This is a genomic window from Novosphingobium nitrogenifigens DSM 19370, from assembly GCF_000192575.1.
Classification (GTDB): Bacteria; Pseudomonadota; Alphaproteobacteria; order Sphingomonadales; family Sphingomonadaceae; genus Novosphingobium; species Novosphingobium nitrogenifigens.
This window is the reverse complement of sequence record NZ_GL876925.1, coordinates 13,662-27,775: the sequence shown is the minus strand read 5'-3', so window position 1 is coordinate 27,775 and position 14,114 is coordinate 13,662. Positions and strand designations below refer to the sequence as shown.

Annotated in this window: 13 protein-coding genes and 1 pseudogene; 6 read left to right on the top strand and 8 right to left on the bottom strand. The window is 61.5% G+C overall.

Annotated elements, in window-relative coordinates; translation table 11 throughout:
* Positions 1-28 precede the first annotated feature (28 nt).
* From Y88_RS00120 to Y88_RS00105, 4 genes are all read right to left on the bottom strand, one after another.
* Positions 29-664 carry a response regulator transcription factor gene (locus Y88_RS00120; RefSeq protein WP_018076041.1) on the bottom strand — a complete coding sequence of 212 codons (636 nt, stop codon included), beginning with the start codon at positions 662-664 and terminating at the stop codon, positions 29-31.
* The gene (locus Y88_RS00115) at positions 661-2,310 is read right to left on the bottom strand and encodes a sensor histidine kinase (RefSeq protein ID WP_169333635.1); all 1,650 of its coding nucleotides are present in this window, start codon (positions 2,308-2,310) and stop codon (positions 661-663) included. Before Y88_RS00115 ends, Y88_RS00120 begins: the two co-directional genes overlap by 4 nt.
* Positions 2,311-2,430: 120 nt before the next feature.
* The gene (gene amaB, locus Y88_RS00110; protein WP_008065072.1) at positions 2,431-3,951 is read right to left on the bottom strand and encodes an L-piperidine-6-carboxylate dehydrogenase; all 1,521 of its coding nucleotides are present in this window, start codon (positions 3,949-3,951) and stop codon (positions 2,431-2,433) included.
* 26 nt (positions 3,952-3,977) lie between these two features.
* Positions 3,978-5,258: an NAD(P)/FAD-dependent oxidoreductase gene (locus Y88_RS00105; RefSeq protein WP_008065084.1), complete on the bottom strand. Its 1,281-nt coding sequence runs from the start codon at positions 5,256-5,258 to the stop codon at positions 3,978-3,980.
* A gap of 270 nt (positions 5,259-5,528) precedes the next feature.
* Here Y88_RS00105 and Y88_RS00100 point away from each other — a divergent pair, with 270 nt between their 5' ends.
* The 3 genes from Y88_RS00100 to Y88_RS00090 all read left to right on the top strand — a co-directional run bounded on the left by Y88_RS00100 (position 5,529) and on the right by Y88_RS00090 (position 8,518).
* Positions 5,529-6,398: a LysR substrate-binding domain-containing protein gene (locus Y88_RS00100; RefSeq protein WP_008065086.1), complete on the top strand. Its 870-nt coding sequence runs from the start codon at positions 5,529-5,531 to the stop codon at positions 6,396-6,398.
* A 240-nt stretch (positions 6,399-6,638) separates the two neighbouring features.
* On the top strand, positions 6,639-7,706 hold the full coding sequence (locus Y88_RS00095; RefSeq protein ID WP_232280854.1) for a dsDNA nuclease domain-containing protein: 1,068 nt from the start codon (positions 6,639-6,641) through the stop codon (positions 7,704-7,706).
* A gap of 86 nt (positions 7,707-7,792) precedes the next feature.
* The gene (locus tag Y88_RS00090) at positions 7,793-8,518 is read left to right on the top strand and encodes an OLD family protein (RefSeq protein ID WP_157403873.1); all 726 of its coding nucleotides are present in this window, start codon (positions 7,793-7,795) and stop codon (positions 8,516-8,518) included.
* On the opposite strand, the pseudogene Y88_RS19065 reads toward Y88_RS00090, so the two are convergent.
* A pseudogene (locus Y88_RS19065) lies at positions 8,505-9,286 on the bottom strand (IS5 family transposase). The gene Y88_RS00090 and the pseudogene Y88_RS19065 overlap by 14 nt on opposite strands.
* Positions 9,287-9,343: 57 nt before the next feature.
* Between Y88_RS19065 and Y88_RS00075 the strand changes: the two are divergent.
* Entirely contained in the window at positions 9,344-10,315 is a 972-nt protein-coding gene (locus Y88_RS00075) for a hypothetical protein (protein WP_232280853.1), read from the top strand.
* 161 nt (positions 10,316-10,476) lie between these two features.
* On the opposite strand, the gene Y88_RS00070 is transcribed toward Y88_RS00075, so the two are convergent.
* The 3 genes from Y88_RS00070 to Y88_RS00060 are packed head-to-tail and all read right to left on the bottom strand — an operon-like array spanning position 10,477 to position 12,751.
* Entirely contained in the window at positions 10,477-11,406 is a 930-nt protein-coding gene (locus Y88_RS00070) for an SDR family NAD(P)-dependent oxidoreductase (RefSeq protein ID WP_232280852.1), read from the bottom strand.
* A 39-nt stretch (positions 11,407-11,445) separates the two neighbouring features.
* On the bottom strand, positions 11,446-11,682 hold the full coding sequence (locus tag Y88_RS00065; protein ID WP_018076037.1) for a thioredoxin family protein: 237 nt from the start codon (positions 11,680-11,682) through the stop codon (positions 11,446-11,448).
* A 13-nt stretch (positions 11,683-11,695) separates the two neighbouring features.
* The gene (locus Y88_RS00060; protein ID WP_008065097.1) at positions 11,696-12,751 is read right to left on the bottom strand and encodes a permease; all 1,056 of its coding nucleotides are present in this window, start codon (positions 12,749-12,751) and stop codon (positions 11,696-11,698) included.
* Between the two features lie 167 nt (positions 12,752-12,918).
* Between Y88_RS00060 and Y88_RS00055 the strand changes: the two genes are divergently transcribed.
* Positions 12,919-13,248, top strand: coding sequence for an ArsR/SmtB family transcription factor (locus Y88_RS00055; protein ID WP_008065098.1), 330 nt, complete (start codon positions 12,919-12,921; stop codon positions 13,246-13,248).
* 60 nt (positions 13,249-13,308) lie between these two features.
* Positions 13,309-14,070, top strand: a complete 762-nt coding sequence (gene arsH, locus Y88_RS00050) for an arsenical resistance protein ArsH (RefSeq protein WP_008065099.1) — start codon at positions 13,309-13,311, stop codon at positions 14,068-14,070.
* Positions 14,071-14,114: the final 44 nt, after the last annotated feature.

The window sequence follows — 14,114 nt, the reverse complement described above, 5'->3', positions numbered from 1 at the left end:
CCGCTTGCGGTGGCGGGGCAAATGGTCCTCACCCCTCGATTGCCGCACCGGTCAGGGCGCGGCCAAGGTCGATCAACTGGGCCAGACCATTGGCGCTCGTCTTTGCCATGATCGCGGCGCGGTGGTCTTCGACAGTCTTGATCGAGATCCCGAGGCGGTCGGCAACAGTCTTGTTGGGGTGGCCCAGGACGAGGAGGTCAAAGACTTCGCGTTCGCGGCGGGACAGGGGTTCGAGCCGGGTGACGGCGGCGCGACGGACGCGGGACCAGGAAAGGGCTTCCTCGATGGCAGCCATCAGGCGGTCTTCGTCGAGCGGTTTTTCCAGGTAATCGACGCCGCCGAACTTGCGCACGGCATCGACGGCGTCGGTGGTGACCGGCCACGCCGTCATGAAGACGACCGCCATCGCAGGTTGCAGGGCCCTGGCCGAGCGGGACACGGCAAAGCCGTCGGCCGAGCCGATGCGGATATCGCACAACAGGCAATCGGGCGCGAAGTCGGCGAGAGCCGCGAGCAGGTCCTGAGGATCGGAAAAGCTGCGCACCTCGTGGCCGCGCCATGCCAGCAGCCGCATCAGCGCATCGGCAAGATCGCGGTCGTCGTCGAGCACGGCAATGCGACCGGGCTCGCTCACAGCGCCCGCAACCCCGGTTCGACCCGTCATGTCGTACGTTCTCCTGTTGCCAACGGCAGGATCATGGTCGCGGCCCATCGCCCGCCCTCTTCGCGATGATCGATACGGCCTCCACAGGCTTCGACGATGGTCCGGGCAATCATCAGGCCCACGCCCATCCCTTCCTGCCGGACATGACGCTCGCGAAAGGCATTGCGCACGCGGATGCACGCGGCGTCTCCATCCTGCTCGACCGCGACATCGACAACCGGCCCGGTGGAATGGGACAAGGCATTGCGCAACAGGTTGACCAGTGCCTGAACCAGTTCGACATCCCGGCCCACCACGACAAGATCGTCCGGGACCGGCGCAATCGCCAGTTCGACGCCATGGGCGCGGAACTCTGCCCCGGCAAGGTCGGCGGCCGCTTCGACCAGATAGCGGACCGCGATCAGAGCCGGGGCCACTTCGCCCCGTTCGCCGAACCGGCGCAAGCGGCGAACCAGCGTGGCGATCCCCTGCGCCTTGCCATCGATACGCCGCACGCTTTCGGCAAGATCGTCGGTGCCGTTGGTCATATGCCGCAAATGACGCGCCTCGATCGCCAGCGTGGTCAAAGGTTGGCTGATTTCGTGAATGACCGAAACCGACATCGCGCGCAGCGTCTTCAAACGGTCCGCTTGCAGCAAGAGCCGGTTGCGCCGGTCGAGCGCCTCCAGCGCGGCGCTTTCCGCGTCGGAATAACTGGCGGCGAGATAGCCCACGATCACGATCGAGGCGAGGCCCAGGTGCCAGTGGATCTTTTCAAGGTCCGCCATACCTCCGGCCAGAAGCGACCGGCCGACGACGGGAAGCGCGGTGAACGGCAGCATCAACAGCGTGACGAGCACCAGCACCGACCATGTCACCGCACGCCCCTGGCGCAGGCCGATCCACGCAACGGCGAGCATCAGCGGCATCGCCTGAAACGACAGACCCACGTTCCAGAACACGGTGTTGAGACCCAGTGCCCCCAGCAGGATCGCGCCGATTTCGGCCACTTGCCCCAACCCGATGCGCAAGACCCCGCCGGCCGCGCCGCGCGTATCGGGCGCGGCCAGGAGGATGATCGGCGGTGCCACCATCAACACGCCCAGCAAATCGCCCAGCGCCATCGTCGTCAGAGCGGTAATCAGCGACGCCCCGTCGGTCACGCCGATCTGGTCCGGCCGCAGCAAATCCTGCGGCACCAGCATTGCCATCCCGGCAAAAGGCGCCACGACACAGGCAAAACCCAATTGCATCGGCGCCGACATCACGATCGTCGACGACTTGCTCGCAACCCGGCGAATGAGAGCGATGGCAAGGCCGTACCCCAACCCCGGCACGATCGCGGAATAGATCCGCCAGACCGGGTTCAATTCAAGGTCGTGCCACTTCATGCCCCCGGTCAGGAGATCGGAAACCAGCTCCACCACGGCGCAAGGCGCGGCAAAACGCGCGCCCAGCAGCCACAGCAGGGCAAAGCGCAAGCCCGCCGCCGGATACCACAGCGAATAGAAATTCGGCCCGCTCCACGCCTGCGCCAACCAGTGCAGCAGGGAAAAAGCCACGCCATAGCCGACGAGGACCACGCCCACCCGCCAGCCGCTGCGCCATTGCGCAGCACTGGCCCCAAGAACAAATGTCTCGCCAGCCCCCCACATGTGGGAGATCATTGCCCATCCGGCACCGGAATGCCAACGGGATTTCGCCGTAACTGCTTAAATACCCAGAATTATCCGGACAATCCGGCGCGGGCCCGGCCCCCGAGGGAACAGGGCCCGCGCGAACAGGGATCAGCCGACGTCGAACTTCACGCCCTGTGCCAGCGGCAGTTCGCGGCCGTAATTGATGGCGTTGGTCTGACGGCGCATATAGGCCTTCCACGCGTCCGAACCGCTTTCGCGGCCGCCGCCGGTTTCCTTTTCACCGCCGAACGCCCCGCCGATTTCCGCGCCCGAGGTGCCCATGTTGACATTGGCGATGCCGCAATCCGACCCGACCGCGGACAGGAACTGTTCGACTTCGCGAATGTCGGTGGCAAAGATCGACGACGACAGGCCCTGCGGCACGTCGTTCTGCAACGCGATCGCCTGATCGAGCGTCTCGTACTTCATGACATAGAGGATCGGCGCGAAAGTTTCGTGCAGGACCGGGCCTTCCTGCCGTTCGACTTCGACCAGAGCGGGGCGGACGTAGTACGATGCATCGCCGTTCACATCGACGCGCTCGCCGCCGTGGACCTTGGCACCCATGGCGCGCGCGCTGTCGAGTGCGGCCTGCATCGCGTCGAACGACTGGCGATCGATCAGCGGACCGACCAGAGCATCGCTCGACAAGGGCGAGCCGACGCTGATCTTTTCATAGACCGAAATCAGCCCGGGCACGAGCCGGTCATAGACGTCGGCATGGACGATCAGACGGCGCAGCGTGGTGCACCGCTGGCCCGCCGTCCCCATGGCGCCGAACGCCACCGCGCGCAGCGTCAGGTCGAGATCGGCCGAAGGCGTCACGATCGAGGCATTGTTGCCGCCCAGTTCGAGAATGGTGCGACCAAAACGGCGCGCCACGCGTTCGCCGACAATGCGGCCCATCGCGGTCGAACCGGTGGCGGAGACGACCGGCACGCGCGGATCGTCGACCATCTGCTGACCGATGTCGCGACCACCGACGAGCAGGCCGAGCAGGCCTTCGGGGGCTTCAGCACCGAAACGGGCGACGACGCGACGGAACAGCGCCTCGACCGCAAGCGCGGTCAGCGGGGTCTTTTCCGACGGCTTCCAGATCACGCTGTCGCCGCACACGAGCGCCAGCGCGGCGTTCCAGCTCCACACCGCGACGGGGAAATTGAACGCGGAAATCACGCCGACCGGACCGATCGGGTGCCATTGTTCGGTGATGCGGTGATCGGCGCGCTCGGACGGCAGGCACTGCCCCTGAAGCTGACGCGAGAGACCGACTGCAAAGTCGCAGATGTCGATCATTTCCTGCACTTCGCCGAGCCCTTCGGACTTGACCTTGCCCACCTCGATCGAAACCAGCGCGCCCAGATCATCCTTGGCCGCGCGCAGTTCCTCGCCCAACAGGCGGACGAATTCACCGCGACGGGGCGCGGGAACCTTGCGCCACAGGGCAAAGGCCTGCTTGCTCTGCGCAATGACGGCATCGGCCTGCGCGGGCGTGATTTCGACGACATTCGCGATGATCTCGCCGGTCACGGGCGAAGTCACCGCGATCGCACCGTCGCGGAACGTCGCGGGATCGACCTGCAGACGTTCGAGCAGGGCGATCGTTTCGGCGGCAACGGATTGGGACATGCACATTTCCTTGGGTCAGACGTAGTTCAGCGGGCGCCGACGAGATGGGTCGCGAGCGCGCCGTATTCGTAGATGGCTTCCTTTGCCAAACGTAGCGAAGGACGGCCGGGGATGGAAAGCGGCAACGAGAAATCTTCCGCCGCCATGTCGCCCAGGATCAGCCGGGCCAGATCGCGGCCAAAGGTCGTGCCCGGCGCAATGCCGCGCCCGTTATAGCCGCTGATCGAATGGATATTGCGGGCCAGACGGTGGAACCGGGGCACCGCATCGTCGGTCATGCCGATCCAGCCGTACCATTCGTGTTCAAAGCCGACCCCGGCAAGCTGGGGAAAGAGGCGGCGCATCTCGCGCTTGCTCCAGTCGCGATGGATCATGGCGCCCGGCCCGCGCAGCGCGCCGACGCTGCCGAACACCAACCGCCCGGACGTGTCGAAGCGATAGGAGGACAGCACCGAGCGGGTATCCCACACCCCTTCCAGATTGGGCAGGATCATTTGCCGCATGGTGTCCGACAAGGGCCGCGTGGCGAGGTTGAAATAGGGCAAATAGACTTGTTCGCTGCGCAATTGCGTCCACACGTTCTGCGCATAGGCATCGCTGGCGACGATGACGTGGGGCGCGGTCACGCTGCCGGTCGCCGTCGTCACTTTCCACGCGTGCCCGAGGTCTTCGTAACCGGTCGCGGCGCTGCGGGTGAAAAACCGCGCGCCCTGCTCGCTCGCCGCGCGGGCAAGGCCGCGCACATAGGCCAGCGGTTGAATGGTCCCCGCGCGCCGGTCGCGCAAGGCGCCGGTATAGGCCGCCGAGCCCACCGCCTTGCGCGTCTGTTCCGCGTCGAGCAGTTCGACATCGGCCCCGCGCATTTTCCATTCGCGCGCCCGGCTGGTGATTTCGTCCAGCCCTTTGGCCCCGACCGCAACGTGCAGTGTGGAATTGGGCGTTGCCTGGCACTCGATGCCGTATTTGTCGACGATGCCATAGACCATGCGCGGCGCCTGTCCGAGCTGTTCCAGAATGCGTTCGCCATAGGTCTCGCCGAGCAATCCGGGAATGTCGCTGGGCATGACCCAGAGCCCGGCATTGACCAGCCCGACATTGCGCCCGGCGCCGCCGAAACCGATTTCCGTCGCTTCCAGAACGATCGCCTGCTTGCCCGCCTCGGCCAGATGGAGCGCCGCCGAACACCCGGTATAGCCCGCGCCGATGATGACCACATCGGCCTTGCAATCTCCGTAAAGCGTCGTGGTCGGGATCGCCGGAGGGGCCGAAGCCTCCCACAGGCCGTGAGTGCGTGCGTCGTTGTTCATGCCATGCTCGCCCGAAAGAGGAAACGGAAGGGATCGGACGGATGGCCCCCTCGCTGCCGTTCGACCGCGCCAGATTGCAAAGGCCGCGCGTGCCGCGCAAACGAGGAATCGGCACCATGTCATTCCGCCCGGTAATGACCCCGCAACAAGGGCAGGGACAAGTCGCCGGGCAAGGCTTGGACGCCCCGCCGTTCCGTGCGAACCGGGCGCAAGACCCGCGACCACAGGACCCCGACCGACATGGCGTTGCCCCGCCGATTTCTGCCCCCGATGTCGCTCCTGTGCGCGTTCGAGGCCGCCGCGCGTCATCAAAGCTTCACTGCCGCCGCCAACGAGCTTCACCTGACCCAGGGCGCGGTCAGCCGCCAGATCCGCGCGCTCGAAACCACGCTGGGCGCGCCGCTGTTCCATCGCGACAAACAGAAAGTGAAGCTGACCGTTGCAGGCGAAGCCTATGCCCGCGACATCCGCGAAGCCTTGCGCCGGATTTCCCGCGCCACATTGGGCTTTCGCGCCAATCCCGACGGCGGATCGCTGACCCTTGCCATCCTGCCCGCGTTCGGCACCCGCTGGCTCGCGCCCAGACTGCCCGCCTTTCTCGCGGCCAATCCGGGGATCACCGTCAATCTCGAAACCCGGCTCGACCCGTTCGATTTCCGTTTCGACAATGTCGACGCGGCCATTCACTTCGGCTCGGACGACTGGCCCGGCGCGCGCACCATGCATCTGATGGACGAAATGGTGTTTCCCGCGTGCAGCCCCGACTTGCGCGCGCGCTATGACTTCCGCGAACCCGGCGACCTCGTCCGCGCGCCCCTGCTCCACCTCGGCCCGCGCCCCAATGCGTGGGAATTGTGGTTCGAAGCCAACCATGTCGCCATCGGCGAAGTCCACGGCATGTTGCTCGACCAGTTCCTGTCGGCCGCACAAGCCGCCGCATCAGGCCTTGGCGTCGCCCTGCTCCCCCGCACCCTGTTCGAACCCGAACTCGCCCGAGGCGATCTCGTCCCCGCCATTGACCGCCCCATGACCACCACCGGCGCCTATTACCTCGCCTGGCCCGCCACCCACGACCCCCACCCCGCCCTGCGCACGTTCCGCGAATGGCTGAAAGACGTGGTGCAATCGGGACAGGGCTAACGAGGGCGAAGTCATCTGGTAGGCGCCTGCCGCCGCCATAACCCCAGAAACGACGAGATAGGCAGACGATCCGGAAGGTCCCCTTCGAATGAAAGAGGGGCGCTCAGCCGCCCTTCGTCCAAGTTGCCTGAAGGCAGTTCCGTTTGGATGATGACTTGGACGGTGTAGGTGATTAGCTGTTGCTTCTCTGTTGCATAGTTCGCCGCTTGAGGGCATCAAGCTACTTTAAGGGGGGTAGGTGTGGCTTTAGCAACAACTCTGATCAACACCCCTGCGCGCGAAACAGGCGCAACCGGAGGGCGATATGATTTTCAGACCATGTGGGGTCTGGCGCTCCTATTTCAGCAGCACGGCACCAATGACGACTATGCGATCATCTTTGAGTTTCATGACGATGTCGCGCTGCTGGATCACGCCGTCAATCCGACATCGGTTCGCTTCTATCAGGTCAAATCCAAAGCGACAAACCACGGCTGGACGCTGACTTCCCTGCTCAAGCGAGAGAAGGTCAAGACCGAAGACGGGGTGAAGGAGAAGCCGTCGTACATCGATAAGATGTACGACAACGTCGACAAGTTTCAGGGCGCGGTCTTGTCGGCTGATTTCGTTTCCAACCAGCTTTGCGGGTTCAATGCGGAAAAAACATCCTTTCGCCTGAATGAATGCACTGAGAAAGATTTCAAGAAGATCGTTGCGTCGGTCAAGGAAAGCTATCCCGCTGCCACCGAGGCCTTGGTCGGCGTGCTGGGGTTTCAGCGCACAGATCTGAGTCTTAGCGATGCCATTTCTCACACAAAAGGCAAGCTCCAGACCTTTATCGCCGAGCAACTTGGCACAGTGTGGTTCAGCCCGGAGGCAGTTTACCAGGCGATTGTCGATGAGTGTCGCAGAAAAGCCAATTTTTCCGGTGAGGTTACCTCACTACAGCAGGCGATCAAGGACAAGGGGCTCACCAAGAACAACGTGCAGGAGTGGCTTGATGCGATCCAGAGCAGCAGCCGTTCCCCTGAATGGAGCACAATCGCACCAAGCCTGAGTCTGCCGTTTTCCGAGCAGCTCCGCATCAATCAGGAATATGGCGTTTATCGCGCAGCCGCACTCAACTCGGCTGATCGGGCTGTGCAAAGGGTTCGAATGAAAATTTCAGAAGCGATCCCTTCTGTCATCGATGATCCAAAGCTCAGCCTCGATGAGATGATTGCAAGCATTTATGGGCAAGCTGAGGAAACCGCAAAGAAGTATCTTACCCCGTTTAGCGCAGCGCGACTAAAGGCGATGATTATCTATGAGATATACACGTATTATTAAAGCTGATCAATACAAGCGATTGATAAGAAGCATAAGAAAGAAGTCCTATGAAAAACTTGAAGTTGCGAAAGCTTCTTCTTCTGTCGATGATCGAGGAAAAGGCCAGGCAAGAGACATTTAATGATCGAACCACGGTTGTCTTTGGTGAAAATGACACCGGAAAATCTCACCTGATAAAATCGATCTACAGCGCATTCGGCGCGACCGCGTCGGTCGTCAACGAGAAATGGAGCAAGGCGTCGGTTACAACGATGCTAGAATTCTCGATCGATGGGACGATTTATTCAATCCTTCGCTTCGATGATCAGTATGCTTTGTTCGATGCTGGCGATGATCTGGTCTGGGCCGGCGCTTCCCTTGTAAAGGACGTCGGGCCAGAGATCGCCAGACTGCTCGATTTTACGATCGAGCTCGCAACAAAATCGAACGACCTGGTCATTCCGCCGCCGCAATTTTGCTTCCTGCCGTTTTATCAGGATCAGGATCGCGGATGGGATGACACGTGGAGTTCGTTCAAGAGCCTTTCTATGATCCCGGACTTCAAGAGGAGCATTCTCGAGTATCACACGGGGATCCGCCCGAAGGAGTATTACAGCGCCAAAGCGCTGCGTGCTGAGGCCCAGCGCGAACAAAATGAGCTCAAGGCTGAGCGGCGCGCCCTGGAGCGCGCTACCGCGCGGCTGCGCAATGGTCGAGCACCTGTCACGGTAACCTTCTCACCTGAGCTCTTCGAGCACCAAATCCAGCAATTGCTTGCCGAGTTGAATGAGCTTCGCGCCATTTACGATGGCGTCAAGACTAGGTCGCGTTGACAAAGTGAGGCAGCCATCTGCGGATGGCGGCAAGATTTAGGAAGCTGGCGAACGAAAGCGCGGTTTTGTCGTAGCGCGTGGCGACACGGCGGAACTGCTTGAGATGTCCGAACATGCGCTCGATGCGATTGCGGTCCCGATAGCGTCGGAAATCGCAGGAAATGTGTTCGCGGCGATTGGACTTGGGAGGGATGATCGGCAGGATGCCGTGCATCAGCAGATTTTCGCGAACAGCGTCGCCGTCATAGCCCTTATCGGCCAGCAGAGCCTTGGGCTTGGCGACAGGGATCGCCATCAGAGCACCAACTGCGCCATAGTCCGAGGCTTCACCGCTTGTCAGGATGAAACCGAGAGGGCGTCCTTGATTGTCGCAGCGGGCGTGGACTTTGCACGTAAAGCCGCCGCGTGATCGACCAAAAGCCTGCGCACGAGCCCCCCTTTTCCGCCCACTGCCGAAACATGGCCGCGAACCGTGGTGCTGTCGATCATGTGCTGCCAGTCGTCGGTCAGTCCCAACTCCACCAATGTCGCCAGGATCGCATCCCACACGCCCTGCTCGGCCCAGCGCCGAAACCGCACATAGACGGAGTTCCACAGGCCATAACGCTCGTGCATGTCGCGCCAGGGGCAGCCGACCCGCAGGACATGCAGCATTCCATTGAGAAAGCGCCGGTTGTCATGGGCGGGACGGGATTTGCGACCGCGCTCAGATGGCAGCAGTCCTGCGATCACTTCCCATTCTTCGTCCGTCAGGTCGCCCCGAGCCATGGCCACTCCCGCAAATAGCAGCCTTGAATCAGAAGTCAGGGCGTTTGGGAATCCACTTTGTCAACGCAACCTAGGATCTCCGAGCTCCAGTCCCGGCGCGCGATTATCGTTGAGGAAATCGAGATTGCCCGTATTGCATTGGTGGAACTCGATGCCGATGTGAAATTCACGCAGGATCTGAGCGATGCGCAGGTCGTATGTCCGACCTGCAATACGATCCATGAGAATGACTTTGCCAACCGCTTCAGCCTGATCAGCGATGCAGACGCGTGCAGGGGCTTCCTTGCGAGCGCACGGCATTCGCTTGTCGAGGTTGAGGATGATGTTGCCCGGCAGTTCCAGTCACTCAAGGCCTCCGAAGAACGCATCCGGCGCATCGAGGCGCTGCTTGAAGCGCAGCGAGGCGAGATCAAACTCCGCGATATGCTCAAGGACGAAAGCGAACGCATCGTCGATGCTACGATCGCGGCAGAACGGGCGGTAATTGATGAGGGAATTTCTAGCTGGCATGCCAAGGAGGATGCCGCCGGCGAGTTGATGAAAAGGCACAGCAGCGCGAAGCGCAAAGCGGAGATCGTGGCCTTTTACGCCAAGAAACTTAGCGCGTTTGCACTTGAGCTTGGTGTGACATTTGGGACGTCTGCCGGCAAAAGCGTGTCACCAAAGATCAATGAAACTGGAAGCTATGGGCCACGGGCTTTGCTTGCCTATCATTACGCCCTTCTGCATACCATTCGCGAATTCACGACCTCCTGCCTCTGCCCGGTCATTCTGGACACGCCATTGCAGCAGGATCAGGATGAAAAGAATGCCTCTGCAATCATCGCCTTTGCGCTGAAAAACCTGCCGGCAGACATGCAACTGGTGCTTGGCACAGTGTCTCTGCACGGCGTCGACTATGACGGCTATTCGATCAATTTTAAGGCCAAGGAGTCTCTTCTTCAGAAAGACCAGTTCGAAGAGGTCAACGCTTATATCCGCCCCTTTATCAACAAGATGCTCGGCCAGGATCAAGGGGAGTTATTGTAGCGCTGCGCCGTTGGAATGAACTGCGCCAGTCTTTCCGGATGGCTCAACTTTTGAGTGTTGAATGAACGAAAGGCCGCTTTCTACGATCACGAAACGGCCTTGAACTTCGGATATTGAAGTGGGAGGAGACACGCGCGACGCGTCCCCTCCCAAGTATATGGTCAGCTTGCCGTATAACCCCCATCAATGACCAGCTTCTGGCCGGTGACGAAGGAAGACTCGTCCGACATCAGGAAAACTGCGGGCTTGGCGATTTCGACCGGAACGCCCATGCGACCGCCGAACTTGCCGCGCGGGACGATATCGGCGTGTTCCACCGGGTCGTTGCAAAGCGGGTGCAGCGCCGCAAGCTGGGTGAAGTCGAAGGCATCCGTTGCCAGTGACTTCTCCTTTGCCAGCGCGCTCTTGTCGGCGTTGACCGCCGCCTGGAACAGAGGCGTCATGATATAGCCCGGGTTCACCGTGTTCACACGAATGCCATATTCGGCCAGTTGCAGGGCCAGGGCCTTTGACAGGCCGACGACGCCATGTTTCCCCATCGTGTACTGAATGAGGTTGAAACGATCGATCAGTACCTCGCCCGTGTCCGGGTTCACGACCTTGGGACGACCGGCGACACCGTGAATGCTGGATACCAGCACGAGGGAGCCTTTCGTCCCGTGCTTGATCATCAGGCGCGAGCCATAGAGCGCAGTATAGAAAACCCCGTCTTCATTGATGCTCTGGATAAACTTGCGGGATTTCAGGACCGCTTCCGGGTCCTTGTCAAAGTCTTCCGCCGTCGCCACGCCGGCATTGGCCATCACGGCATCCACCCGTCCGTAGGTCTTCTCGGTGATCTCGAACAGCTTTTCGACGTCTTTGGGGTTGGTCACGTCAGTATGAACGTAGATGGCACGACCCGCGCCATATTGCTCGTTCAGGCTCTTGGCGAACGCTTCGCCCAGTTCGTCGTTGATGTCGGAAATGACAACTCCCGCAGCACCTTCGGCGAGAGCTTCGCGAACCGTTGCCGATCCGATTGAATCATATCCCGGAATCGCCGAAACTGAGCCCGTCACCACGACAATTTTGTCGTTTAGCTTACCCATGTTGACTTCTCCTTTGATTAGGTTTGGGGGGGGGAGGTTTCAGGCCTGGAGCCAGCGCCGCACGTCCTCTTCCCTGGGCAGGCCGCCCGAGTGGACGACTTTGCCGTCGATCACGATGCCGGGGGTGGCAAGGATGCCGTACTTTGCCATTTCGGCGTAATCGGTGACTTTTTCGACGGCGACTTCAAGGCCGAGATCGCGGGCGGCGGCTTCCACCATGGCCTGCGTTGCCTGGCATCGCTTGCAGCCCGGGCCGAGTACCTTGACGTCTTTCATGAAAAAATCCTCTTCAGGAATAAAGCGCGTTGAACAGGTAGCCGACGCCCAGAATGCCCAGGGCGACAACCGCGATGAACACGGCAATCAGCTTGAGGCTGAGCACCTTGCGCAAAATGATCATTTCGGGAAGCGAGAGAGCGATGACCGACATCATGAATGCCAGCACCGTGCCCAGTGCGGCCCCCTTGCTCAACAGGGCCTCGACCACCGGGATGATCCCGGCCGCGTTGGAATATAGCGGAATGCCGACCACGACCGCGGCGGGAACCGACCACCAGGCATTGCCCCCCATGATACCGGAAAGCAGGGTGGCGGGCACATACCCATGGATGAAAGCCCCGGCCCCGATCCCGGCAATGAGCCAGATCCAGACTTTGCCGACGATTTCCTTCACGGCGTCCCAGCCGGCCTCGAACCGGTCGATCCAGGTGCAGTGATCGGCTTCCGGTTCAAGCGCGCCCGCGCGCACTTCGCGTACCCAGGGTTCGAGCCAGCCTTCGAGATGCAGCCTGCCGATGACCCATCCCGCGACGATCGCAACGCTCAGGCCAAAGACGAGATAGGTCAGCGCGACTTTCCAGCCCACCAGAGCAAAGAGCAGGCCAAGCGCCACCTCGTTGATCATCGGCGCCGCGATGAGGAACGAGAACGTCACGCCCAAAGGCACACCGGCAGACACGAAACCGACGAACAACGGCACCGCCGAACAGGAACAGAACGGCGTCACGACCCCCAGATGCGCCGCCGCGATGTTGCCCAGCCCTTCACGCTTGCCCGCCAACAGAGCCCGCGTCCGTTCGGGGGAGAAAAAGCTGCGCACCACGCCCATGGCAAAGACCACCAGCGTCAACAGCATCAGCACCTTGGGCGTGTCGTAAAAGAAAAACTCGATCGAAGTCATCAGGGGGCTGCCCTGTTCGATCGGCATCCGCGCCACCAGCCACCGCGCGAGGGCCGGCAGTTGTCCATAAATCGCGAACCACGCCACAAGCGCGACGGCGACCCCTGCGAACCATGCCGCCTGAGACTTCCCGACTTGACGCAGCGATGTGACGGGCACGTTCATCCAGACAACCTTCCTTGAAAGGACTTTATATGCAAATATTCGCATATAGCCATTGAGGCCAGTCAAATCACTGATGCGCCACAGGCGGCCGACCATTCCCCGCCAAACCCATCGCGATTACACGATGCATTCTTGCCGCCCCTGATCCCATCGGATAAACCCGATCCATGGAAGTGCCGGACGCTCTCTCGATTCTCTCGGCGCTCGGCCACCCGACGCGGCTCGCAACATTCAGGCTGCTCGTTCGCCACGAACCGGACGGCCTTTCGACCGGCGACCTGGTCGAGGCCTCGGGTCTCAGCCAGAGCACATTTTCGACCCATCTTGCCGTCATGGCGAAAGCGGGTCTCGTCATTTCGGAAAAACGCGGCCGCCATCAGATCCAGCGGGCCAATCTCGATGCCCTGCGCGCGCTCATGCTCTTTCTTGCCAGGGATTGTTGCCAGGGACGGACCGAAGTGTGCGAACCGCTGCTCTCCGCGCTCGCCTGCTGCTGACGAGGCCGGGATGACCGGCATCGCGATCCGCCCCCAATCAACGAAAAGGCGCCTTTTCCCATGCCCGATCACTACTATCTCCGCCCCCTTCCCGATCCGGACAGCCTCCCGGCGCTCGACCCGCGTTATGTCCGCCGCCGTCCGGCGCTGGGGCTGGGCGATCTCGCCCCGCCGCCCCGCGTCCTGCTGCTCTACGGCTCGCTGAGAGAGCGTTCCTATTCGCGCCTGGCCGTCGAAGAGGCCGCGCGGCTCCTGCGCTTTTTCGGTTGCGAGACCCGCATCTTCGATCCGCGCGATCTGCCCCTGCCCGACCAGATCGAGAACGACGACCATCCCGCCGTTCACGAACTGCGCGAGCACTCCCTCTGGTCCGAGGCGCAAGTCTGGTGCAGCCCGGAACGCCACGGCCAGATCACCGGCATCATGAAGACCCAGATCGATCACCTGCCGCTTGCCATGAAAGGCCTTCGTCCGACGCAAGGGCGCGTTCTGGCCGTGATGCAGGTCTGCGCGGGCTCGCAATCGTTCAACAGCATCAACACCCTGCGGGTCCTGGGCCGCTGGATGCGCATGTTCACGATCCCCAACCAGTCCTCGGTCGCCAAAGCCTATGAGGAATTCGACGAAGCCGGGCGCATGAAACCTTCGGCTTATTATGACCGGATCGTCGACGTCATGGAGGAACTCGTGCGCTTCACGGTACTCCTGCGCCCCCATGCCGAGCAGTTGGTGGACCGTTACTCCGAGCGCAAGGACCGCAACGAACCGGTCGAGACACCCGTCGAAACAGCAGGCCTTGCCCGGCACATGCCCCAATCCTGAGATCCGGGAGCCCTGCCCGCAACAGGGCGCGCGGCCTTAGAGTC

Coding starts and splice junctions, on each gene's coding strand:
- arsH (WP_008065099.1), top strand. CDS start 13,309: ATGCCCGATCACTACTATCTCCGCCCCCTTCCCGATCCGGACAGCCTC.
- Y88_RS00055 (WP_008065098.1), top strand. CDS start 12,919: ATGGAAGTGCCGGACGCTCTCTCGATTCTCTCGGCGCTCGGCCACCCG.
- Y88_RS00115 (WP_169333635.1), bottom strand. CDS start 2,310: ATGATCTCCCACATGTGGGGGGCTGGCGAGACATTTGTTCTTGGGGCC.
- Y88_RS00100 (WP_008065086.1), top strand. CDS start 5,529: ATGTCGCTCCTGTGCGCGTTCGAGGCCGCCGCGCGTCATCAAAGCTTC.
- Y88_RS00105 (WP_008065084.1), bottom strand. CDS start 5,258: ATGAACAACGACGCACGCACTCACGGCCTGTGGGAGGCTTCGGCCCCT.
- amaB (WP_008065072.1), bottom strand. CDS start 3,951: ATGTCCCAATCCGTTGCCGCCGAAACGATCGCCCTGCTCGAACGTCTG.
- Y88_RS00060 (WP_008065097.1), bottom strand. CDS start 12,751: ATGAACGTGCCCGTCACATCGCTGCGTCAAGTCGGGAAGTCTCAGGCG.
- Y88_RS00070 (WP_232280852.1), bottom strand. CDS start 11,406: ATGGGTAAGCTAAACGACAAAATTGTCGTGGTGACGGGCTCAGTTTCG.
- Y88_RS00120 (WP_018076041.1), bottom strand. CDS start 664: ATGACGGGTCGAACCGGGGTTGCGGGCGCTGTGAGCGAGCCCGGTCGC.
- Y88_RS00090 (WP_157403873.1), top strand. CDS start 7,793: ATGATCGAGGAAAAGGCCAGGCAAGAGACATTTAATGATCGAACCACG.
- Y88_RS00065 (WP_018076037.1), bottom strand. CDS start 11,682: ATGAAAGACGTCAAGGTACTCGGCCCGGGCTGCAAGCGATGCCAGGCA.